17 protein-coding genes, 1 tRNA gene and 1 pseudogene are annotated in these 21,065 nt (G+C 58.9%); 11 read left to right on the top strand and 8 right to left on the bottom strand.

Translation table 11 applies throughout. The annotated features are described in order from the left end of the window. Positions 1-141 precede the first annotated feature (141 nt). On the bottom strand, positions 142-4,983 hold the full coding sequence (locus ACLI1P_RS04315) for an ATP-dependent helicase (RefSeq protein ID WP_411709503.1): 4,842 nt from the start codon (positions 4,981-4,983) through the stop codon (positions 142-144). 34 nt (positions 4,984-5,017) lie between these two features. On the opposite strand from ACLI1P_RS04315, the gene ACLI1P_RS04310 reads away from it, so the two are divergent. The 5 genes from ACLI1P_RS04310 to ACLI1P_RS04290 all read left to right on the top strand — a co-directional run bounded on the left by ACLI1P_RS04310 (position 5,018) and on the right by ACLI1P_RS04290 (position 7,589). Next, entirely contained in the window at positions 5,018-5,776 is a 759-nt protein-coding gene (locus ACLI1P_RS04310; protein ID WP_408930269.1) for a 3'(2'),5'-bisphosphate nucleotidase CysQ, read from the top strand. A gap of 37 nt (positions 5,777-5,813) precedes the next feature. Next, positions 5,814-6,620: a thymidylate synthase gene (locus ACLI1P_RS04305; RefSeq protein ID WP_408930268.1), complete on the top strand. Its 807-nt coding sequence runs from the start codon at positions 5,814-5,816 to the stop codon at positions 6,618-6,620. Then, the gene (locus ACLI1P_RS04300) at positions 6,620-7,165 is read left to right on the top strand and encodes a dihydrofolate reductase (protein ID WP_411709502.1); all 546 of its coding nucleotides are present in this window, start codon (positions 6,620-6,622) and stop codon (positions 7,163-7,165) included. The genes ACLI1P_RS04305 and ACLI1P_RS04300 overlap by 1 nt, the downstream gene beginning before the upstream one ends. Beyond that, positions 7,165-7,443 carry a glutaredoxin domain-containing protein gene (locus ACLI1P_RS04295; RefSeq protein WP_411709501.1) on the top strand — a complete coding sequence of 93 codons (279 nt, stop codon included), beginning with the start codon at positions 7,165-7,167 and terminating at the stop codon, positions 7,441-7,443. Before ACLI1P_RS04300 ends, ACLI1P_RS04295 begins: the two co-directional genes overlap by 1 nt. Before the next feature lie 73 nt (positions 7,444-7,516). Beyond that, positions 7,517-7,589, top strand: a tRNA-Arg gene (locus ACLI1P_RS04290). 230 nt (positions 7,590-7,819) lie between these two features. Here the strand turns inward: ACLI1P_RS04290 and ACLI1P_RS04285 are convergent. Continuing rightward, on the bottom strand, positions 7,820-9,616 hold the full coding sequence (locus ACLI1P_RS04285; RefSeq protein WP_411709500.1) for a hypothetical protein: 1,797 nt from the start codon (positions 9,614-9,616) through the stop codon (positions 7,820-7,822). Between the two features lie 128 nt (positions 9,617-9,744). On the opposite strand from ACLI1P_RS04285, the gene ACLI1P_RS04280 reads away from it, so the two are divergent. The 3 genes from ACLI1P_RS04280 to ACLI1P_RS04270 all read left to right on the top strand — a co-directional run bounded on the left by ACLI1P_RS04280 (position 9,745) and on the right by ACLI1P_RS04270 (position 11,609). Continuing rightward, positions 9,745-10,152 carry a hypothetical protein gene (locus tag ACLI1P_RS04280; protein WP_411709499.1) on the top strand — a complete coding sequence of 136 codons (408 nt, stop codon included), beginning with the start codon at positions 9,745-9,747 and terminating at the stop codon, positions 10,150-10,152. Positions 10,153-10,256: 104 nt separating this feature from the next. Next, positions 10,257-10,799, top strand: a complete 543-nt coding sequence (locus tag ACLI1P_RS04275) for a hypothetical protein (protein ID WP_411709498.1) — start codon at positions 10,257-10,259, stop codon at positions 10,797-10,799. Positions 10,800-10,850: 51 nt separating this feature from the next. Continuing rightward, on the top strand, positions 10,851-11,609 hold the full coding sequence (locus ACLI1P_RS04270) for an HNH endonuclease (RefSeq protein WP_411709497.1): 759 nt from the start codon (positions 10,851-10,853) through the stop codon (positions 11,607-11,609). Between the two features lie 194 nt (positions 11,610-11,803). Here ACLI1P_RS04270 and ACLI1P_RS04265 read toward each other — a convergent pair whose 3' ends face one another. The 4 genes and pseudogenes from ACLI1P_RS04265 to ACLI1P_RS04250 form a co-directional block, all read right to left on the bottom strand. Continuing rightward, positions 11,804-12,577 carry a hypothetical protein gene (locus ACLI1P_RS04265; RefSeq protein WP_411709496.1) on the bottom strand — a complete coding sequence of 258 codons (774 nt, stop codon included), beginning with the start codon at positions 12,575-12,577 and terminating at the stop codon, positions 11,804-11,806. Positions 12,578-12,606: 29 nt separating this feature from the next. Further along, on the bottom strand, positions 12,607-13,584 hold the full coding sequence (locus tag ACLI1P_RS04260) for a DNA cytosine methyltransferase (RefSeq protein ID WP_411709495.1): 978 nt from the start codon (positions 13,582-13,584) through the stop codon (positions 12,607-12,609). A 738-nt stretch (positions 13,585-14,322) separates the two neighbouring features. Beyond that, the gene (locus ACLI1P_RS04255; protein WP_411709494.1) at positions 14,323-15,177 is read right to left on the bottom strand and encodes a hypothetical protein; all 855 of its coding nucleotides are present in this window, start codon (positions 15,175-15,177) and stop codon (positions 14,323-14,325) included. A 117-nt stretch (positions 15,178-15,294) separates the two neighbouring features. Next, positions 15,295-16,488: pseudogene (locus ACLI1P_RS04250) on the bottom strand (IS3 family transposase). Between the two features lie 96 nt (positions 16,489-16,584). Here ACLI1P_RS04250 and ACLI1P_RS04245 point away from each other — a divergent pair. Together ACLI1P_RS04245 and ACLI1P_RS04240 are read left to right on the top strand one after the other, a co-directional pair. Then, complete coding sequence (locus ACLI1P_RS04245; RefSeq protein WP_411709493.1) at positions 16,585-17,490, top strand: hypothetical protein; 906 nt, start codon at positions 16,585-16,587, stop codon at positions 17,488-17,490. Positions 17,491-17,739: 249 nt separating this feature from the next. Then, a complete protein-coding gene (locus ACLI1P_RS04240) occupies positions 17,740-19,224 on the top strand; it encodes an IS30 family transposase (protein WP_411709160.1) in 1,485 nt (494 codons plus the stop codon). A gap of 106 nt (positions 19,225-19,330) precedes the next feature. On the opposite strand, the gene ACLI1P_RS04235 is transcribed toward ACLI1P_RS04240, so the two are convergent. Beyond that, positions 19,331-19,687: a hypothetical protein gene (locus tag ACLI1P_RS04235; protein WP_411709492.1), complete on the bottom strand. Its 357-nt coding sequence runs from the start codon at positions 19,685-19,687 to the stop codon at positions 19,331-19,333. Continuing rightward, positions 19,677-20,081 carry a TetR/AcrR family transcriptional regulator gene (locus ACLI1P_RS04230; protein ID WP_411709491.1) on the bottom strand — a complete coding sequence of 135 codons (405 nt, stop codon included), beginning with the start codon at positions 20,079-20,081 and terminating at the stop codon, positions 19,677-19,679. The genes ACLI1P_RS04235 and ACLI1P_RS04230 overlap by 11 nt, the downstream gene beginning before the upstream one ends. Positions 20,082-20,221: 140 nt before the next feature. Between ACLI1P_RS04230 and ACLI1P_RS04225 the strand changes: the two genes are divergently transcribed. Then, positions 20,222-21,049, top strand: a complete 828-nt coding sequence (locus ACLI1P_RS04225; RefSeq protein ID WP_411709490.1) for a hypothetical protein — start codon at positions 20,222-20,224, stop codon at positions 21,047-21,049. Positions 21,050-21,065 lie beyond the last annotated feature (16 nt).

The raw sequence follows: 21,065 nt of genomic DNA, 5'->3' as shown, positions 1-21,065 counted from the left end.
CAAACGGGTGCCTACTCTACCGGTGCCGTCCTTCCCGCGCCGAATGCCAGCGCCCCTGGCTCCCAGGGGTCACGACGTGCTCGCGCGAGAGGTCTTCAATCTTTTTCACGCCGAGCAGCTGCAGGGTGTTCTTAAACTCATTCAGCGCCGGCGGCGGCGCGGGCGGAACCCACCGGGGCTGCCGGGCGCGGGAGGCGGATCATCGGGTTCGGCGGGGTCGTCGAAGGAGAGCTCCTCCATCGCGTCGGCGGCGCGTCGCCCGCCGTGGCGGGCCGGTCGGGCGGGTTCAGCCGAGCCGGTGATGCGCACGCCCTTCGGGGTCAGCGCAGCGCCCAGGGCCCGCAGCTCCCCGGCGAGGTCGCCGTCGAAGATGGACCGGCCATTGGCCTTCTCGATGACAAGTTTGCTGAGCTTGCCGGAAGCCACGAGTTCGTTCAGGCCCGTGAGAACCGCGGTGAGGACCTCGGCGCGCTCGATGCCTTCGGGTAGTGCGGTCAGGAACGTCGTGAGTGTTTTCCCGCCCCGGGTCAGGTGCGCCACCGGCAGGCCGTCCATGAGCACGACCAGAGCGCCGGCGGCACGGGTGGGCCGGGCGGCGGAGTCTGAGGCGTCGGAAGGCGGCCACGGCAGCGCCGCACCGTACGGGTTCGCGGGATCCGTGGCGGCCAGGACATAGGTCTGCGGCTCGCGGGTGCCGGACGGCCAGCCGGTCACGTCCGGCGAATCCGCCAACCCGCGCAGTCGGTCGATGACCGCAGGCGTGGAGAACTGCGCGGCACCTAAGCCCTCGATGACGTAGCCGCGCATAGCTTTGCCGGATTCCTCGAAGCCAGAGAGGACCTTGTAGGCCAGGGCGAAGCCGCCGAGGACGTCCTCGGCCACCACGGAGCCGCGGGTGAGCACGCCGTAGCGGTCCAGCCAGGCCTCGCCGTGCGCGATGGAGCGCGAGGTCGCGTCCGTGGCGGCGGGAACCGACAGGGACCAGCGCCCAACCACGTCGGGGGCGGTCTGCGCGGCCGCGGCGTTCTGGGACTGGGCAAAGGAGGTGCGCCCCATGCGCAGGCGGGAGCGGGTAGGGCGCCTCTTCGCACGGTACGCCGCGCGCCCGGCGCGCCCGCCGGCGGCGAGGTGCGCGCGGATGGGCGCGAAGGAATCGGGGCTGACCAGGCCAGTTTCGACCAGGCCCCAGAGAGCCTCGCGGACCTCCTCGGCGGTTCCGCTGAGCTGTGGCTGGATATCGCTCAGGAGGTAGCTACCGCCACCGCTTAATGCTTCCAGCAGCTGGGTTTGCAACATGGACAGGCCGGCATCTTCTGCCGAGACCTGCGGGGCGAGCTGTGCGGCATAATCCACAGGCAACATCATGATCCAGGGGTCGTTTGAGGCGGCCTTGCCCGCGCCCACAATGAGGACTTCGCCGCTGGCGGTGAGCTCGTCCAGCATCGTCGGCGAGTAGTCCCCCACTCGCTGAGGCAGGATGAGGCTCTCCCAGGCGGAGGCTGGCAGGCGCACGCCGGCCAGCTGCTCAATGACGGCGAAGACGCCGTCCACCCCGCGCAGCACAGGACGACGGCCTAAGGCCGCCACCTGCTGCCATTCCGGGAGGAAGCGCCCGAAGGTCGCGGGTGAGACCGGCTGCGTGGCCGCCCGGGCCGCCGCCAGCGAGCGCGAGCGAATCACCTTGAGCACCTCCGCCGCGCAGTATTCCTGCTCCTCCACGCCCTGCCGGTAGTGCCCGGCCACAATCGAGTTCAGGCCGTTCAGCGTCGAGTGCGCCACGGCAGCAGACAGGCCAAAGGCTTCCTGCACATCGCGCGCGATGAACGGCCCGCGCGTGCGCGCCCAGCGGCTGACCAACTGATCCACCGCGTCGGTCACCGTGGCCTGCTGGGCCGGGATCCCGGGCGGAACGGGAATACCTAGGCCGTCGCGAAGCAGCGGCGCATCGAGCGCCTGCGCCACGTGCTCGCGGCCGTTGATGCGCACCCGCATAATCCGCGCGCCCAGCGCATCGAGTGCGTTAAGCGGCACCGTGGCGTGCGCGCCCAGCTCGTCGACGGGAATCGGACCCAGCACACGCAGCAGGTCCGCGACCTCCTCAGTGGTGCGCGCTTGGCGCTCCGGGGTGGTGCGCTGGAGCTGGGCGTGGACTTCGGCGATAATTTCGGCGTCGAGAAGCTCGCGCAGCTCCACCGTGCCCAAGAGCTTCGCCAGCAGCGCCGGGTCCAACGCCAGGGCCGCCGCGCGTTTTTCCGCCAGGGGCGAGTCGCCCTCGTACATGAACGCGCCGGTGTAGTTGAACAGCAGCGAGGACGCAAAGGGCGAGGGCTGCTCCGTGGTGACCTCCGCGATGCGAATGCGGCGGTGCGCCAACTCCCGCATGACCTCCGTGAGCGCCGGCAGGTCGTAGACGTCCTGCACGCACTCGCGCACGGTCTCCAGGATGATGGGGAAAGAGGGGTAGTTGCGGGCGACGTCGAGAAGCTGCTCCGCGCGCTGGCGCTGCTGCCACAGCGGCGCGCGCTTGCCCGGGTTGCGCCGCGGCAGCAGCAGTGCTCGCGCCGCGCACTCCCTAAAGCGGGACGCGAACAGCGCGGAGTTTCCCACCTGCTCGGTGACGATGTCCGCGATCTCGTCAGCGTCGAAGGAAAACAGCGCCGCGTCCGGGTCCGCCTCGCCCTGCGGCAGGCGCAGCACGATGCCGTCATCGCCCGCCACGGCCTGCGCGTCCATGCCGGTGCGCTCCGCCACGCGCTGGCCCACCGCCAGCGCCCACGCCGCATTCACCGGCCGGCCAAACGGGGTGTGCAGCAGCACGCGCCAGTCTCCGAGCTCATCCGTGAAGCGCTCCAGCAGCAGCGTCTTCTCATCCGGAATGAGCCCCGTGGCCTCCTCCTGCTCCTTGAGGTAGGCCGCGATGTTGCGGCGGGCGAGCTCGTCAGCGTCGCGCACGACGGACGGATCCGCATATGCTTCTCGACGAAACGCCCCCAACGCCTTTCCCAGCGCATAGGGCCGCCCCGCCTGGTCGCCGTTCCAGAACGGCAGCCGGCCCGTGTGCCCCGGTGCGGGCGTGACCAGCACCTGGTCGCGCGTGATCTCCTCCACGCGCCAGCTCGTGGCGCCCAACGTGAAGATATCGCCCACGCGGGACTCGTAGACCATCTCCTCATCCAGCTCGCCCACGCGGCGCGGCGCGGCACCGGCTTCCCCCGTTCCCACGAGGAAGACGCCAAACATGCCGCGGTCCGGGATGGTGCCGCCGTTGGTCACCGCCACGCGCTGTGCGCCGGGGCGCGGGGTCAGCACACCCGTCACGCGGTCGTAGACCACGCGGGGTTTGAGCTCCGCAAAATCCGTCGAGGGATACACGCCGCTGACCAGGTCGAGGACGGAGTCGAAGACCTCGCGCGCCAAGTCGCGGTAGGGCCAGGCGCGGCGGGTGAGGGCATACCAGTCGTCGGCAAGCAGGCCCTCCTCGCCCGCCGCCGCCACGGCCGCCACCGTCTGCTGTGCCAATACATCGAGCGGGTTGCGCGGGGCGTGCATCTCCTCGATGAGGCCGTCCTCCATGCGCGCTACGGTCAGCGCCGACTGCACGAGGTCCGCGCGGTGCTTAGGGTAGAAGGATCCGTGCGAGACCGCACCGACGGAGTGCCCGGCGCGGCCCACGCGCTGCAGGCCCGAGGCCACCGAGGGCGGGGATTCCACCTGCACCACCAGCTCTACTGCGCCCATGTCGATGCCCAGCTCCAGGGAGCTGGTGGCCACCACGGCCTTCAGCGTGCCCTCCTTGAGCATGGTTTCCGTGAGCGCGCGCTCGTCTTTGGACACCGATCCGTGGTGCGCGCGGGCAATGACAGCCGGGGCCTTTCCGGCGACGTCGACCTGCTTCATCAGCTGGGCCGGGTCGCGCCGGGTGGCGGGGCTTAGGGACTCCGGGTCGTGCTCCTGGGCGTAGAGCTCGTTGAGCCGGCTGGTCAGGCGTTCCGCGGTGCGCCGCGAGTTGACGAAGACGAGGGTAGAGCGGTGCTCCATGATTTCGGCGTAGAGCTCTTCCTCGATGAAGGGCCAGATGGACTTCGCAGCGGGCAGGGCGGACTCCCCTGCCCCGCCCTGCATGTGCAACGCGTCCTGGGGGCCTTGCGTGATGCCTAGGGGGTCCTCAACAGTCGCCTCCCCGATGGGGGAGCCCTGCTCCGGGGTGGGCAGGTCTGACATATCCTCCACCGGCACGTGGACGTCGAGCTGCCAGCGCTTCTTCGCCGGCGGGGCGGTGATATCCACTGGGCGATCGCCGCCCAAGAAATTGGCCACAGCACTCAGCGGCCGCACGGTGGCAGACAGGCCGATGCGCTGGAACTCGCCGGCAAGCTGCCCCAGGCGCTCCAGGGTCAGCGCCAAGTGCACGCCGCGCTTGGTACCTGCCAAGGCATGGATCTCATCGATGATGACCGTGTCCACGGTCTTGAGGATCCCCGCCGCCTTGGAGGTGAGCATGAGGTAGGCCGATTCCGGGGTGGTGATGAGGATGTCCGGCGGCTTGCGCACCTGACGGGAGCGTTCTGCCTGCGGGGTATCCCCGGAGCGCACGCCCACAGTGATATCCGGCACGTCCAGGCCCAGCCGCTCGGCGGTGCGCGCGATGCCGGTAAGCGGGGCGCGCAGATTGTTCTCCACGTCCACGCCGAGTGCCTTGAGCGGGGAAATGTAGAGCACGCGCACGCCGTCGTGAGCACCTTCACGTGATGGTTCATTGCTCAGCGGCAGCGCCGTCTGGCCTTCACGTTCCACCAAGGAATTGAGCGCCCAGAGGAAGGCCGCGAGCGTCTTACCGGAACCAGTCGGCGCCACGACGAGAGCGTTCGCACCCCCGGAGATGGCGTCCCACGCGTGCTCCTGAACGGGGGTAGGTCCGGCGAAAACGTCCTCGAACCACCCGGCCACCTGCGGGCGGAACTTAGCCAGAACGTTTTTAGACATGCCCTACTCTAACGCGCGCGGTAATCTGGACAGCATGACCGTTGAGATTTCTGATTCCCGTCTGACTAACTCCATCGCCGTGGGCTGCGGCGAGATCCTCAAAGGCGTGCGCAACGGTGGTCTGTTGCGCGGTCTCGCACTGGGTGATGCCGGCGATGAGGCCGCCCAGGAATGGATTTCCCGCGTGCTAGAGCAGCACCGCCCGCAGGACGGCGTCCTGTCGGAGGAGGCCGCCGATGACCTGAGCCGCCTGAAGAAGGAGCGCGTGTGGATCATTGACCCGCTCGACGGCACCAAGGAATTCGCCACCGGCCGCCAGGACTGGGCCGTGCACATCGCCCTCGTGGAAAACGGCACCCCCATCCACGCCGCGGTGGGCATGCCGGATCTGGGCGTGACCTTCAAGTCTTCCGATGTCCGCGCGGTGGCCGGCCCGCTGTCCAAGAAGTTCGTGGTCTCCCGCAACCGCCCGCCGAAGGTGGCCAGCTACATCGCGGAAGAGATGGGCTACGAGACCGTGGGCGTGGGCTCCGCGGGTGCTAAGGCCATGCACGTTCTCCTCGGTGACTACGACGGCTACATTCACGCCGGCGGCCAGTACGAGTGGGACCAGGCCGCCCCGGTGGGCGTTGCCCTGGCTGCGGGCCTCCACTGCTCGCGTCTGGATGGCTCCCCCGTCAAGTTCAACAACGAGGACACCTTCATCCCGGACCTGCTGGTCTGCCGCCCCGAGCTGGCGGACGACATCCTGGAGCACGCCGCGGCTTACGCGGAGGCCAACGGCGGCTACTAAGCCCCCGCGCGCGTGATGCACGCGCATCCTCGCTATCATGGCGAGCATGATTGAGACTCCGTACGAGGACCTTTTGCGTCGTGTCCTCGAAGAAGGCACGCCCAAGGGCGACCGCACCGGCACCGGCACGCGCTCACTGTTCGGCGCACAGCTGCGCTACAACCTAGCGGAGTCTTTTCCGCTGCTGACCACCAAGAAGGTCTACTTCCACGGCGTCATTGGTGAGCTGCTGTGGTTCCTGCGCGGCGAATCCAACGTTAAGTGGCTGCAGGAGAACAAGGTCCGGATCTGGAACGAGTGGGCCGATGAGAACGGCGAGCTAGGCCCCGTCTACGGCGTGCAGTGGCGCTCGTGGCCCACGCCGGACGGCCAGCACATCGACCAGATCCAGGTCGCGCTCGACACGCTCAAGAACAACCCGGATTCGCGCCGCAACTTGGTCTCCGCATGGAACGTATCGGAGCTGGACAAGATGGCGCTTATGCCGTGCCACCTGCTCTTCCAGCTTTACGTGGCCGATGGCACGCTGTCCATGCAGGTCTACCAGCGCTCCGCCGATATGTTCCTGGGTGTGCCCTTCAACCTAGCCTCCTACGCGGCGCTGACCCACATGTTTGCCCAGCAGGCTGGCCTCAAGGTGGGCGATCTCATCTGGACCGGCGGCGACTGTCACATCTACAACGACCACATCGAGCAGGTCGAAGAGCAGCTTTCCCGCGAGCCCCGCGCCTACCCGCAGCTTAAACTCCACAAGGCAAAGGACATGTTCTCCTATGACTTCGATGACTTTGAGGTCATCGGTTACGACCCCCACCCCACCATCAAGGCGCAGGTGTCCGTCTAATGCTGGGCGCTATCTGGGCCCAGTCCCTCGACGGCATCATCGGCGACGGTGCCGTCATGCCGTGGCACGTGCCGGAGGATCTCAAGCATTTCAAAGAGGTCACCCTGGGCGCGCCGGTCATCATGGGCCGCAAGACGTGGGAGTCTCTTAATCCCAAGTTCCGCCCGCTTCCGGGCCGGGAGAACATCGTGCTCTCCAGCCGCGAGCCCGGCGCGTGGTCCGCGGGGGCGACCGTGGTGGGTGACCTGGGCGCCGCCTTGGACGCCGCGCTTGACGACGCCTGGATTATCGGCGGCGGCCAACTCTACCGCTCCGCTCTCGACCGAGTGGACACCATCGAGGTCACGCTCATGGGCGTCCAGGTCGGCGATGTCTACGGCACCGATGCCGTGCACGCTCCCTCCGTGCCAGAAGAGTTCAGTCTCTCCGCCGATAGCGACTGGCTGACCTCCGAATCTGGTCACCTCACCATCCCCGGGCAGCCGCCGAGCGAGCTGCCTATGAAATACCGCTTTCTCACCTACGACAGAAAGGCTGCCGCCTAATGGCTGCTACCCCGGAAACCACCGAACACGTCACCGTCTTTTATGCCGACTGGTGCCCGTTCTGCTCCCGCCTGCGCAAGGATCTAGACACGCTTGGCACGCCGCACGCGCTTGTCGACGCCGAAGCGGAAGGCGCCGACGACGTCAACGAGTGGATTAAGTCCGTCAACGACGGCAACCGTATCGTTCCCACCGTCCTCTACTCCGACGGCTCCCATGCCACCAATCCGCCCGCGCGCGAGGTTCAGGCCAAGTACGAGGAGCTGGCCGGCGAATAAGCCCAAGGCGACACATTTACCGCCACACCGAACGGGGCTGCTAGTCTTACCTAGGTGCGGCAACGCACCCCCTGCCCCAGTAGCTCAGGGGATAGAGCACGGCTCTCCTAAAGCCGGTGTCGGAGGTTCGAATCCTCTCTGGGGCACATTGGGCGGTTTTACGAATCAACCCCCACATTGTTTACGAAACCCAGCCCCTACACAACAATCCCGAGATTCACTCAAGAATCTCGGGATTTGTTCATTAAAATGAGCGGTTTCGACTAGGAGTCAGCTCGTTGCTACGACCCCAAAACGCAAGAAGTGGGTCCAGAATCCCTGGTACCCACGACCTGTAGCCCACAGGACGATCAATGTCCTGCGGGCGGGTAAGTCCTTATGCTGCTACTGGCGGCGAATTAGGTGCCATCTCACGCATTGTGTCGAGGCTGGTGAAACGTTCACACTGAGCCTGCACGGAGGCACGCTTGACACGCGGCCTCCCCGTAGAAAGGTCAGCGATAGAGGCGCTGATGAGATGCACATTCACGGCGACAGCACCGAGAGCCACAATCATGGCGGCGTTGGTGAAGCCACGCATCAGACGGCGAGTGTGGTCGCCCAGCGCAAGCCTGTTGTTCTTGACCAAGCGGTTGCGGGATTCGATTGTGTTACGGCCACGGCGGTAGATGTTGGCCCACTCCTGCGTGCCCCAGGCCGGCCCTTGCTGTGCGAACTTCGCACCCTCCGTCACCGGGATACGAAGCTGCTTCTGCTTCCACACAGCTGTGTGCTCGATACCCTTCGGTAGGTTGGTCTTGAATACCTTGCGCAGCTTGCGGCTAACAGCGTCCTTGTGGACCGGAATGCCATCCACACGCAGCGTCGCGTAGCGGTCACGGGCCGGACTCTTGAACGTCACCGAACCATCGTCACCAATGAACTTCACGATGAGTGCAAAAGACTGCCGCTCATCGACAATGTGCTCCAAATCGCTCATTGAAATGAGCCCAGTGGCATAGTCCTCAGAGGCTGTCTTCCAGGCTTTCGGCATGCCAGGGAAGTACCACGTACCATCAATGAGCTCCGCACCCTCGTATGTAGCCTGCAGGCCACGAGAAGCCTGGCTCTGGTCGCCCATCATGCGGTAGCCAGCCTGACGTAGCGGAATCTGCAGCTTCTCCGGCTTAGACCCTGGCAGGTAGGCACGGTCGCCCATGAGGTGCCCCTTAGGAGCGTTGGAGTCATTGATGAGGCTATCGAGGGCCGCCTTGGCGTTCTCGGCAATACGGTGGCCCGGCTTGTCGAGTGAGACACCCATAATCAGACTCGGGGTGCCCAGCTCATCAGCCTCAAAGGTCTGAGTGGCAATAGTAGCTTCGTATGCCCACATGAGCTTGCCAGCACCGTCACGCTTCTCGTCACCACGGTGCTCACCCTCACGGACATACCAGCCCGCGTCAGGCTCAGATGAGACACGGGAGCTAGAACGGGTAGTGCCGGTCTTGGCGGCGGGAATCGGGGTGCCGTCCACACAAACATCGCCACGCCAGGTACTCTTGTGCTCATCGGGCATGAGATCCATCGAGGCGCGCACCAAGGCGTTATCAAAGGCCACGAGACGGGCCATGCGCGCCTTGATGCGGTCGATGTTGCACATGGAGACGATTTCATCAAACTCCGAGCGATCCATGCGCTTGTGCAGCTGCACATCGTCATAGGGGTCAAGCACATCGTGAATACGCTTCCAAGCACGGTGCAGCTTCATGTACCAAGCCCAGCGACCCTCAGCGGAGACATAATCCTCTTCGTCACGGCTGGGCAGACCAAAGCGACGCAGCACATCGTTCGTGGCACGCTGAGTAATGATGTCCGTAGCGAGCTGGATGTGCATGGGCTTCGACTCGATAGCGAGCATTGCCATCAGGACAAGCGCCAAGCGGTCCGAGATCACGGACGGTCGGCCACCCTTCTTCGGGTCGTAGCCGTCTTCGATGCGCCAACCAGCGATAAGGTCTTCCACGCCCGAGTTCGTGACGACCTTTTCAGCCAGGTTGAGGTTGTGCAGGCCCACCGGCTCGACAGAAACGATACCGACCTGGGCTTGCGCGCCATCAGAGGTAAACGCTGCTCCACTCATGGGCTGCGGCTCACCTCCTAGATAGGCTGCGGTATAGGGATGCTGATGGCTCATCGGCGAACCTTCGATACCTCAGCTGCGCTCATTTCAATGACCGCTAGAATCGCAATGTACCGGGCTCGCGGGACAAAAACAACACGAATCCCCAGGTCACCGGAACACAGCTTCGATAGGCTTGAAGCATGCCTGTCAATCGCACTCCCCGCCCCCGAGAGCTTTACCCCAGCTGGCCGCGCGGAACAATCAAGCACAACCAGGTTCACGAGAAGATTCGCGGCTTCGCGGACAATATCCGCTGGCTCATGGCGAACCGCATTTACGCCCGTGACGTACGCACTATCGCCGAAATTACCGGCGTTCCAAAGTCCACGATCCAAGATCTTCTCGATGGAACATCCTGGCCGAGCGGTTGGACGATTGCAGCACTCGAAGCCGGTCTGGGCACAGAACTGTGGCCGCGCCTGGACCGGGAATATGCTGACAAGCAGCAACAACGAATACTGAAACATCACAACGAAGATCTTCCGATGGATCGTTTAGGTGCACAGAACCTCAAGAAACGCCTCGGACAGAAAGCGAAAATGGGTTAAGTTACCTGGAGATCTATCCAGATCGTGTTGTCCGGTGGACCGGTTGCCGAAATAACCGCAGTGGATACAAATTTATTACCAACTCGCTCAGTACACTCGCGGATATGGACACCCCTACACCCGAGCCTGTCGTCGTCACCAACTTCCCAGAACAATCTTTTGACTGGGTGGGCTTTTCATCTCTAGTTATCTCCGTAATCGCCCTGGTCGTGGCTCTCTGGTCCGTGTGGTGGTCACGCAAAACGTGGCAGCTAGACGGACCGAACCTAGAGGCCAACGCTCGGTTTGGGTTGCGTTCCAACGACGCAATAGACAAAGGGAGTGGCGTCCACTATTCCCTTTCAATTTTTATTTCCAACAAAGGACGATCCCCACTCCAATGCCAAGTGTCGGCGTTGGAATTCTATGGAGTAGGAAGTCCGCCCGAGCGCTTATATATTGACGCCATTGCCGAAACACCGTCTATTGAGAGTGGGCACTTCTGGCATAAAGCATTTGAACGCAACGAGACCGTCCAGGCCCTTCAGCGGATCGGAAAACAGCTTTCCCATGTCTCGCTACTCATAATGACTGTGAATGGTTCTGAACGCTTTGAGCTGGATCAAGTAAACATCGAATACCTAAATAAAATCATCAAAGCAAAATAGGCAATAGCCAAAACGGTCAATACAAGTACTGATCCGGGTAACTTCTTTTCTATGAGTAATTTCGACTTTGCTCCTAACAAACACGAGTACCCTATTGAGGCTTTTACACCGGACGGTGAGCTGTGGTGGGAGTCCACGCAACGCGGATTAACCGGAGCTGTGCCACGCATGGCCTCGTGGTTGCGCTGGAATGTCGAAATCGACGGACGGTTCACCACTCGTCAACTTCGTGAGACTCTCGGCATATCCAATGAGCATGCCCAGCGCCGCCAACGGGAGCTTCGTGACTACGGGTGGGAGTACCTATCCGCCAAGGAAGAACCTAGCCTGGGCGAGGACTGCATTCTTGAGAAGTACGGATGGTGGCCTGGTGACGGTCCGCGTCCCAAGCGGAACACCATCTCCGCGAAAGTGCGCCGACAGGTCTTTGAACGTGACGGTGGACGGTGCGTGCTCTGCGGGCGTGCCGCAGGCGAGAAATACGATGACGGCTCGATTGTCGTGCTTACCGCCGGCCACATCAAAGCGAACTCACACGGCGGAGCTGCCACGCTCGATAACCTGCAAACGGAGTGCCGAGTGTGCAACGAGTCATCCAAAGCTGACACGGGCTCTGCTGCTGATCCGCAGGCGGTAGTCGAGCAGGTCAAGTCGTTGAAGAAATCCGACCGCCTAGAAATGCTGTCGTGGATTCGAGCCGGTCAGCGTTCCCGAACCCAACTCGACCGAGCCTTTGATGAGTATCGGCTCGGTGGCCCCCTCGTGCAGCAAGCGGTCCTTGACTACTTAAAATCAGTTGAATCTAGATAGATTTGTATCCCGCATCAGCGAGAACGCGACGGAGCATGCTAGACTGGCGACCCCTCTGCTTCTTCTTCTTCTTGAAAAGCCGTGTCGAGTTTGCGAGGTTATCTCGGCGCGCCTTGGCAATTTCAGGGTCTACGGGAAAACTCCTGTCCACAAGTTTGTTTGCCATGGATGTACCTTTCATTTCGCCTTTTCTTTTAGTTTACATGTTTTCCACGTAAAGCTGCATCCAAAAATTGACCTATCAACTTGGCTGCAAGCAATAGATTCTGCTCATCATCTTCACTAAATGGAAATTCACTAGCTGTATCCATTGTGAGTAACCCGTATCCAACCTCCCCACCAGACCCCGTCACACAAGCAGAAACAAAACTCTTATAGTTTCTTTCCTCGGTGTGGGATTCGGAACTAGTCTCTTGAGATGACTTTATGAGCTTCATAAAGTCATGGAACCGTGGGTCATCCTCACCATGTTTTTTCGCGGGGCTATGTTCGCAGCCAAAGGTATCTACTGGCGTGAAAAACTGCCGGCCACTCGACACGTCTAATTCAAAATAGATCACTCGAAGGCTTTCGATGTCATCATAAATTTGTTCACCAAGACGTTGAATAATTTCCGCCCTAGTTTCGATAGCTCGCTCTTCTCGTTTTATGCGACTAAGAGAACTGTCAACAGGAATTTTAGAAATCAACTCCGCTGCTAATTTCAGCGTCTCCGTCTCCCGTTCACGAGCTCGAGTCTCGAAAATTGACTCTTTAGCTTGATTCGACACTTTAATTGCCAATGGCACGGTTCCTAAAAGAATCAAAAATAAAGCTGTCCATGTATTCCAGTTCGATAAAAATTGGCCAATTCCGCCAGGAGCGCTTACAGCCTTAGAAAGAAAAATGCTCCCCAGCATTGGAAATATCCAAGGCCCGACTTCAATAGCAAAAGCTAGCGACCTGGCAATCCATAATTTCCTACCCATGCAATCCCAATCCAAGTCGCTAGAGCCGACTATCGGCCACTTTGATTACCATCATAGTGAAAATCCGTAGCCTCAAAGGCCAAACGAATCTGCGTACCGACAGCCTTTGCCACGGGAGGCGGAAAAGCATTGCCAATCTGACGGCAGGCATTCGTCTTGCGGCCCGTGATCTCCCACGAGTCAGGGAAACCTTGAATACGGGCGAGCATCTTCGGGGTCATGCGAGGCTGACCAACGAAGCCCTTTTCTGGAGCTTCATCTGCGATGGTGGTGCCGATAACGTTCATCTCCAACCAGGCTTTGCGTGCACGAGTAGGTCCCAAGTCCGGACCGCCGTGCTTCTTCGATCCGCCCACGAGGGTTGGAGCAATGCGATTCGCAGTCTTGGCCCAGGCTGCAGCACCTTCCCAGCCGTTTGCGCCCATAAGATCCACAACGGTCTCTCCCACGGTCAGCGCTTCTTCTGGGTGCTTCTCGGGCCACGTGAAGTTCGCGTTGTCCTCAGGATTCAAAGCTACAAGGATGGCACGCGGACGCAGCTGTGGAACCCCATAGTCTGCGGCGTGAAGCAAACGCCACTCCCCCTCGTATCCCGCGTCAGTTAGCCGCGCCAGAATTTCGTTGCGGTAGTCCTCGAACTTCGGATCGAGCAGTCCACGGACGTTTTCAAGCATGACTCCACGAGGCTTGATCTCTTCAATCAAATCAACAGCTCTAGTGAAAAGATCGCGCTCGTCTTCTTTGCCTAACTGCTTACCCGCAACGCTAAACGGTGGGCAGGGGACACCACCAGCGAACAAGTCAATACCGTAAAGCTCAGGGGTCGGCTCCCACTCATTCAAGTCAGCCTGCAACACGTTCCATTCAGGGCGGTTGTGACGCAGAGTGTTGGTGCCCCACGACTCCAATTCGATAAGAAGATCATGCCTAAAGCCGGCCATTTCAAGACCCAATGCCTGTCCACCAGCACCAGCACAGACCTCGATGGACGAGTAGTTGTGGTCCATGACTTCCCTTTCGTTGTGGCCGCATCGCCTCTCACAACGCAGCGATACGACCAGTTATTGCATTCGAGTAAAAAGGCTACCCGAGTGGGAGGACATGACCTCTAACTGCACAACCGAACAAACTTTCACGAGCCCAGTAGTCTCAGCCACCAACCCTATTCCTGGAGGTCATAGTGACTATTTTCCTTGCCCCTACCACTTTTTGAATCAGGCAGCAGGGTTCACGCCAGCAACGAAACTCTAGTGATCCTGCGTACCAACGATGAACTCGTCACCGCAAACAACCCCGCCGATGTTCACCACGTCCGCAGCTTCGGCTCAGACCTCATCACGGCTGCACTCACCAATTCACATCCTGCCTGGATCGCAGAGAATCAGCCACGTGAATCCGTCTCGCCACTAGTTGCTCCGAGCCCGACTCTTGATACTTTCGATCGGTCGGAGCGGGCGCAGATGTCAGGGTTGTGAGTCGAGAGCCTGGACGGCGAGCTATTCGCACTTCTCGCATTCAGCAGGACATCGGTAGGACATTAAAGTCCCGAATGGTTTGCGTGCGTGCCGGCAAGTCGCTGACGGTTCAGCCAATCAACGAGTTGTTCATACGTCTCGACCTAGGCCGCGCATGGACTGCAGATGGTGGGTCAATCATTACTTATCCGTTCATTGAAATGAATGATATAGACAAAGTGAAGGCACCTGCCCCGAATCATCATCGGAGTGGGTGCCTTTTCCTATTGCCTAGTGGCTCTGAGCCCACTCATAGAAAGGCTCAGTTGTTTTACGATCACCAAGGTATTCAGACCAAAGATCGTCCGCAGCACTTAGACTCTTCCGTCGAATTACGTTCTGATTTACCTCATCAAAGTAGTCAGGAAAGCTTAGCTCGGTGTAACGATCCTGAAGATAACGAGTCCACCAAGTATCCACAACATCCCAATTGTACGGCTGATAAATCCTCGACTTCACCGCCTGGAAGTAATCCCCGAGGCTTAGGTCAGTAAATCGATCCTGCGACAATCGCTCAGACCATTTCTCTGCCGTCTCCCAGTTGTAGGGGCTATAGATAGTATTTCGAACCATCGTGAAGTATTCAGGAAGATTCATGGACGTGTTATTGCGGTCATTGCGCATTAGGTCAAGCCACTGTTCAGCCTTGTCCCAGTTGTACGGCTGATAGATGCCATGTCGCACCGCCTCAAAGTAGTCAATGAGGTCAAGAGTATTGTTCGAGTCTCTCTGCATATTGTCGAACCACTGCGTTGCCTTGTCCCAGTTGTACGGACGGTAGATCGTGTTCTGCAAGTCATTCCAGTATTGAGCGAAATCGCGAGTCGTATTGACATCGCGTTCAAACAAATCCCAGGCCCAATCAGCCCGATCCCAGTTAAATGGTCGGTAGATATTCTCGTAGAAAAAGCCAAAGTAATCTATAAATGAGAGTTCCGTGCGACGATCTTTTTCAAACCGCTCCCACCATGTCTCAATTCGACCAGAGTTATGGTTACGCTCCAGCTCTTGGATCTGGGTTTCATACTCTTCGGCATCAGCCGCCCGACTTGCCCGGTCTAGCTTGTACATTTCTTCGTAGTTCAACGAAGCCTCCCAAAAGAATAGAGGGGAATAAGGGACAATGACGATACTACGGGCTGCCACCCGCTTCTGCTTCGAGTTTGGGCCTGACCCCCGGAAAGTAGACACGTCGGGGGTTAGCTATGCTGCTTGGGTCAGTGTAGCTGATTGGAGTGCTTCGAAGTCATCGGGGGCAAGAAGGTTGCACCAGGAGTGTCGTCTGCGCGTGTTGTAGCGCATGCACCATCGGAAGACTTCTTGGCGGCAGATGACGGGATTGTCAAAGACTTTCCGATCGCGCAGAACTTCACGCTTTAACGTGGCGTTAAATGATTCTGCCAGGGCATTATCGGCACTCGTTCCCACTGCTCCCATGGATTGGCGCACGCCAAGCTGGGCGCAGTGGTCTTGAAAAGCCTGTGAGGTGCACACACTGCCATGATCGGAATGGAAAATTGCCCTTTTAAGGCTTCCGCGGACTTTCCTGGCATGAGACAAAGCTTCGATAACCAGCGATACCCGCATGTGATCGGCGAGCGCATGACCGACGAGTTTGCGCGAGTAGACGTCGATGACCGTGGCTAGGTACATGTTCTTGCCGCCCTTACACGGCAGGTACGTAATGTCGCCTACATAGACGTGGTTCGGCCTGTCAGCGGTGAATTTGCGGCCTATTAAATCGGGCATGACTCGGTGGCCAGGCTTTCGCCTGGTGGTGATGCATCGACGCCGTTTACTAAAGCCTTTAAGCCCCATGGATTTCATGATGCGTGCGACCTTCTTATGGTTGGCCGGAGGAAAGTCCGTATCGTCGCTGAGGCTTGCAGCGATGCGTTTAGCACCATAAAGCCCGTGCTCATCCTCGAAGATGGTTTTGATTCTTGCACCCATAAGGGCATCGGAACACATCTTTAACCTGCGTTTATCGCGGGTGTTGACCCATTTATAAAACGAGGAGCGATTGAGCTTTAACACGTGGCACATCCACTTAACCGAGTACTCGGTTCGGTGGTCATAGACAAACTGGAAGCGGATTACCAGCGTGTCTCTTTAAGCAAAATACTTCGCGGCCTTGCGCAGGATGTCGCGTTCTTCGCGCAGCTTCGCGTTCTCTTTTTCTAGCTGGCGGATCCGTTCAGACTCAGTCGTCGCTGTCGCCTTGTCGCGCACGGTCTTCGTGCGGGCGCGTTTGCCGGTGCCGTACTGCTTAAGCCAGGAGAAAAGTGAGGATCGATTGACTCCAAGCTCTGCTGAAGCCGCGTGAAGTGAGAGGTCCTCATTGTTTTCGTAGAGGGCCACAGCATCACGTTTGAACTGTTCGGAGTACCTAGGCATGGTGGTAGATTACCTTTCTTCCCAACCCAACCGGGCTGGATATCAGGTGTCTACCTAACAGGGGTCAGGTCCGATCTTTTGTTCAGGGGGCGATCCATGTCGATTGATACGTGGAAGGTGTACGGCAAAATTCGGAAACCGCCCCGCATGTCGCAGCAGGACTGGGACCGTGTCGCACAGGAAGTGGAGCAGATTATCTCCATCCTTGATCGTTCCAAAAGTCAACTTTGGTCCCCGCATGCGGTAGTTGAGTCGGTTGCAAAGGTCCTCCTTGAGTCTGAAGGGATGGAAATTCCTGAGGCTTTCACCGAGCCACGTATAGAGACACTTGGACAAGAGCTTCGATTTGACATGATCCAATTCAAAGCAGCACTTGCGGTGGCACGCCAATTACAGCCGACCCAAATCGACCGGGGTATAAAGATTTCCCCAGATACAAATGCTCGACCATACTCTCAACGTGAAATCATTCGCATAGAAGACTGGGCAAACTTCAAGCAGCGGGCATCTATGGCCTGCGCGAAGAAGCTTGTGATTTCGCTAGGTCTCGGCGGGGGACTTGCAGGATTGGAAATGGCTTATCTGAAATGGAATCAGGTCAAGGTTGACTCACAAGGTGTTGTGCTTTGCGACGTTGAGGGTCGAGATGTTCCCATACTGCCTCGGTTTGATACGGCTCTTCGTGAGTTTATGCCGACTGAACCAGACAAACTAAACCAGTTCGTCCTCTACCCAAATCGCGAATATCGAAGAACTGCTTTTGATCATGTCAAGCGACGGTCAGCCAAGCAAGGACTCATGCCCGACGTTTTGCGGATGAGAGATACCTTCCTGCTTCACTTGGTCGGGGCTAATATCCCTTGGCCGGTTATTCGACAAGTAGCCGGGCCGGTGGGGCAACCAAAACTGTTCGAGCTTTCTGGTATCGCTGAGCCGGTTGACATTTGGAGATTTAGAGGACTACTCCACGACAAGCCCTCAAGTGGACTCCGAGTTGTCTAGCTCAGCGGGTCAGCGAAGGAAAGTTGAGCAAAAGTTAAAGGAAAGGAGCGTCGGGCTTTACACCGATTCGACAGGTTAAAGGGTTTCGTAAAAGTACCCATTGTGAAGTCTCGAGGCATCATTCCGGTCGGTGTCTCGAGATTTTTAGTTTTTGGAGCCGAGAGCCGACCTTCACGGTAAATAGTGGCCAAGAATCGATGGGGCGGGCTCAGGTGGTGAATGCATCTATACAGCTGGGAGGTTGTGTAGATGTCAGGTGACAAGAAGCTACGTGAGCAGTTTGTGGAGGCGTATCTGCATGATGCGCGTCCGATGCCATTGATCCTGAAGGAGTTGGGGGTTTCGAAAGCTCAGGCGAGGGCGTGGCGTCAGGCTGAGGGCCTTAGCCGTGCTCGGCGCCAGCGGAGTTTGGTTGACGAGCAGTATCAACACGTTGTTGCTTTGGTTGAAAGCGGCCGGTCTGTGCTCAGCGCAGTTAAAGAGGTCGGGTTCCCTCAGCGGTTGGCCTATAGCTACCTTGCCCAGGACGGGTTTGAGCTCGTCCAAGGCAACCGTGGTGGAACCGCACAACACCAGCGGGATCGCATCGCTAAAGCTTTACAGCTTGTTGATGCTGGCAAAAGCTATAAACAGGCCGGTCAGGTAGTTGATCGCAGTGATGCCACGGTTAAAGCGTGGCATCATAATCGCATGTCTGGGCGTTTGATACTCAATGATCATCCCACTGAATCCGAATCGAAGGTAGGACGCGGAAAGCGTCTTATCCGCCATGACCGAATAGCGATAGGCTACCTGCTTAAACAGGGGCTTACTCACCGTGAGATTGCAGCCCAACTGGGCCGCAACCAGTCGACGATTAGCAGGGAAATCGCCCGTGGGATGACTGAGCATGGCTACGATGCCCTCGTGGCACAAAAGCGGGCTGTGGACCGTTTAGCCAGGCCTAAACCCCGCAAACTCGATACCAACCCGCAGCTGCGTGCCTTGGTCATCGAGGGATTGAACACGAAGTGGTCGCCTGAGCAGATTTCGAACTATCTTGCCCGCTGCTTCAGTAAAGGTGGGGATATGTCAATTAGCCATGAAACCATCTACCAAGCTCTCTACATCCAAGCTAAAGGTGCTTTGCGCCACGAGCTGAAAGTAGAAAAAGCGCTGCGTTCTGGGCGGACCGGACGAAAGCCACAATCACGCCTGCCAGCCCGCGGTAATCGAAGCTGGATTGGTGAGGACTACCGCATCAGCGAGCGCCCTGCCAGCGTTGAAGACCGCGCTGTCCCAGGACATTGGGAAGGCGATCTCATCATCGGACAAGGAGGAAGCACTGCACTCGTGACCTGTGTGGAACGCAGTACTCGCTACACCATGATCCGCAAACTGGATGTTCATGATTCCGCCACAACTGTCGACAAGTTAATCGAGATGTTCACCGGCAAAATACGCAACATCACCAAGACTCTCACCTGGGACCAAGGCGTTGAATTAGCCCAAGTAGACAAGCTGAGCATCGCACGTGGACTAGCAGTCTACTTCTGTGATCCGCACTCGCCCTGGCAGCGCCCTACCAACGAAAACACTAACGGGCTAGTCAGAGACTTCCTACCTAAAGGAAGCGACTTTAGTACCCTGACCGACAAGGATGTCCAACACATTCAAGACCTTCTCAACGGGCGCCCCAGAAAGGTCCTCAACTGGTATAAACCCGAAGAGAAGATACAAGAACTATTCAAGTGATGCATCCACCACTTGAAACCGCCATGGCGGTTTCAACCACTATTTACCGTGAGCGTAAGCACGCCTGCAGCGGAGTGCGGATCATCCCCCGTGCCATGGGCAGCACCTAATCCGCCTGGGCCTTTTCATTGATGCGGGCAGCAGACTCGGTCGGGTTTTCTAAAGACACAACCAACCGTTCAAAGCGCTCGTCTTTAAGCTCGATCACCACGGCGTTCTCGTAGCCGCTAATGTTCCAGAATTGACGGCCGCCGTCAGCGTGGAATGTGCCCGATAGTTTCTGGCCGCTGCGCAGGCCCGGGGCGCGAAAACCTTTCGGCTCATGCTTCATCCCCGGGTCATGAGTAGCACCGCGAACGTGGCTCCACGGGACCTCAATACGGCGGGTGAAGGACCACATTTTATCCATACCGCGTGGCTCAATGATGAGTTCCTTGTCCGTCAACGTGAGTTTATTGTTCATGAGGGTTCTCCTTATTTTTGGTTCCTTGAGAGCGGGAAAGCACGTGCTCTCCCAGAGCGCCCGAGCTGCCTAAGCACAGTTCATAGGCCTGGTGGATAAGTTCCCGTAAATCGTTACTGACCGGCGCCACCTCAACCAGTGCCACCACCACGAAGTCCTTTGCCGCTTCCGACACCTGCCCGTTCTTAGCTTGGTCACACACCGCCTCCGCAGCAGCACGAAACAACCCATGCTTTGAGCCATAGATGTTGTAAAAGCTGGACCGGTTGAGTCCTAGCTGATTCACCACCACATCGACCGATACGGCGTTAAATCCACTCATCCCAAAGAGTGCGATAGCGCCAGCAAGAACTTCCGCTTCATCAAACTTACGAGGTCTACCCATGAGTTTCATACTACTCATTCTAGAATCATTTGTCCATAACTGAACGATCGACGCCACTCTTGAGACCGCCACCTGACTATTCGACCGTTCTCGCTCGGTGCTTCGCTAGTATCGGTAAAGAGACTCACGCCACCATCGGGAGCGCATACATGGGATTTATCTCGCGGCTTATCGGCCTCACGGACGAGGACTCCGCGGAGACGGAACAGCTCGATGACGCAGCCCGGCTCTACCCCTGGCCCGGCTTTGAATTCCAGAAGTATTTGCAGATCGAAGGGGACTTTCCCCGGACGGTCAACGTTTACGATGTGCGGCCTCTCGCCGACATAGTCACGGGTCAAAGCTTTAAGGTCGAGTTCTACTACGGGGATGCATTCCTTAACAATGCCATCACTAGGCGCTCGATAGACACGCGCGAGCGCGAGGCCATATGCGTGATGTTTTCCGGTAAGCCATTCGGCGTCATCCTGGGCAGTCAAAGCGATTTCCGGCTAGCCCACAAGCAGGGGATATCCCTGACTGCGCAGGCGGTGATGGACAAGCACATCAATGACCACGATGAGCGCCGCGAAGTAAGCGTCCTCCTGCCCAAAGACCGGCGCGGCATCCGCCACCAGCTCCTAGAGCAATCTGCGCGCAGCGATGGCGCGCCGCCCGATGCCGCACGTGTCGAGTTCGACGACTGGAACGAGGAAGCCTATAGCGACCTGTGTGAGCGCGATACGTGGAAGTTTCAGGACGTCCACCTCGAATTCCTCCCCGTTCCGGAGGGCTCCCAAGCCAAGCCGCACGTGGTGCTCCTCGCCCCCGATGGCAGGCTTATCTCCCGGATCACTACCCGCAAGAGCTGCTACCCGGAACTCGCCGCAGCGGCGGAGAACTCCGAGAATGCCTACGTCATCACGGAAAAGACCAGCGACCGGAAGGACCCAGCGGCAGGAAGAACTGGCTACCACATCACGCTGTGGCACTGGTAGGCCGGCATCTAAGCGC

It is taken from the genome of Corynebacterium tardum (assembly GCF_046717785.1).
Taxonomy (GTDB): Bacteria; Actinomycetota; Actinomycetes; order Mycobacteriales; family Mycobacteriaceae; genus Corynebacterium.
The sequence above is the reverse complement of the archived record's forward strand: the minus strand, read 5'-3'. Positions and strand labels throughout refer to the sequence as shown.

Bases quoted from the DNA above. Each gene is read 5' to 3' on its own strand.
- ACLI1P_RS04315 (WP_411709503.1), bottom strand. From the start codon at position 4,983: ATGTCTAAAAACGTTCTGGCTAAGTTCCGCCCGCAGGTGGCCGGGTGG.
- ACLI1P_RS04310 (WP_408930269.1), top strand. From the start codon at position 5,018: ATGACCGTTGAGATTTCTGATTCCCGTCTGACTAACTCCATCGCCGTG.
- ACLI1P_RS04305 (WP_408930268.1), top strand. From the start codon at position 5,814: ATGGCGAGCATGATTGAGACTCCGTACGAGGACCTTTTGCGTCGTGTC.
- ACLI1P_RS04300 (WP_411709502.1), top strand. From the start codon at position 6,620: ATGCTGGGCGCTATCTGGGCCCAGTCCCTCGACGGCATCATCGGCGAC.
- ACLI1P_RS04295 (WP_411709501.1), top strand. From the start codon at position 7,165: ATGGCTGCTACCCCGGAAACCACCGAACACGTCACCGTCTTTTATGCC.
- ACLI1P_RS04285 (WP_411709500.1), bottom strand. From the start codon at position 9,616: ATGAGCCATCAGCATCCCTATACCGCAGCCTATCTAGGAGGTGAGCCG.
- ACLI1P_RS04280 (WP_411709499.1), top strand. From the start codon at position 9,745: ATGCCTGTCAATCGCACTCCCCGCCCCCGAGAGCTTTACCCCAGCTGG.
- ACLI1P_RS04275 (WP_411709498.1), top strand. From the start codon at position 10,257: ATGGACACCCCTACACCCGAGCCTGTCGTCGTCACCAACTTCCCAGAA.
- ACLI1P_RS04270 (WP_411709497.1), top strand. From the start codon at position 10,851: ATGAGTAATTTCGACTTTGCTCCTAACAAACACGAGTACCCTATTGAG.
- ACLI1P_RS04265 (WP_411709496.1), bottom strand. From the start codon at position 12,577: ATGGGTAGGAAATTATGGATTGCCAGGTCGCTAGCTTTTGCTATTGAA.
- ACLI1P_RS04260 (WP_411709495.1), bottom strand. From the start codon at position 13,584: ATGGACCACAACTACTCGTCCATCGAGGTCTGTGCTGGTGCTGGTGGA.
- ACLI1P_RS04245 (WP_411709493.1), top strand. From the start codon at position 16,585: ATGTCGATTGATACGTGGAAGGTGTACGGCAAAATTCGGAAACCGCCC.
- ACLI1P_RS04240 (WP_411709160.1), top strand. From the start codon at position 17,740: ATGTCAGGTGACAAGAAGCTACGTGAGCAGTTTGTGGAGGCGTATCTG.
- ACLI1P_RS04235 (WP_411709492.1), bottom strand. From the start codon at position 19,687: ATGAACAATAAACTCACGTTGACGGACAAGGAACTCATCATTGAGCCA.
- ACLI1P_RS04230 (WP_411709491.1), bottom strand. From the start codon at position 20,081: ATGAAACTCATGGGTAGACCTCGTAAGTTTGATGAAGCGGAAGTTCTT.
- ACLI1P_RS04225 (WP_411709490.1), top strand. From the start codon at position 20,222: ATGGGATTTATCTCGCGGCTTATCGGCCTCACGGACGAGGACTCCGCG.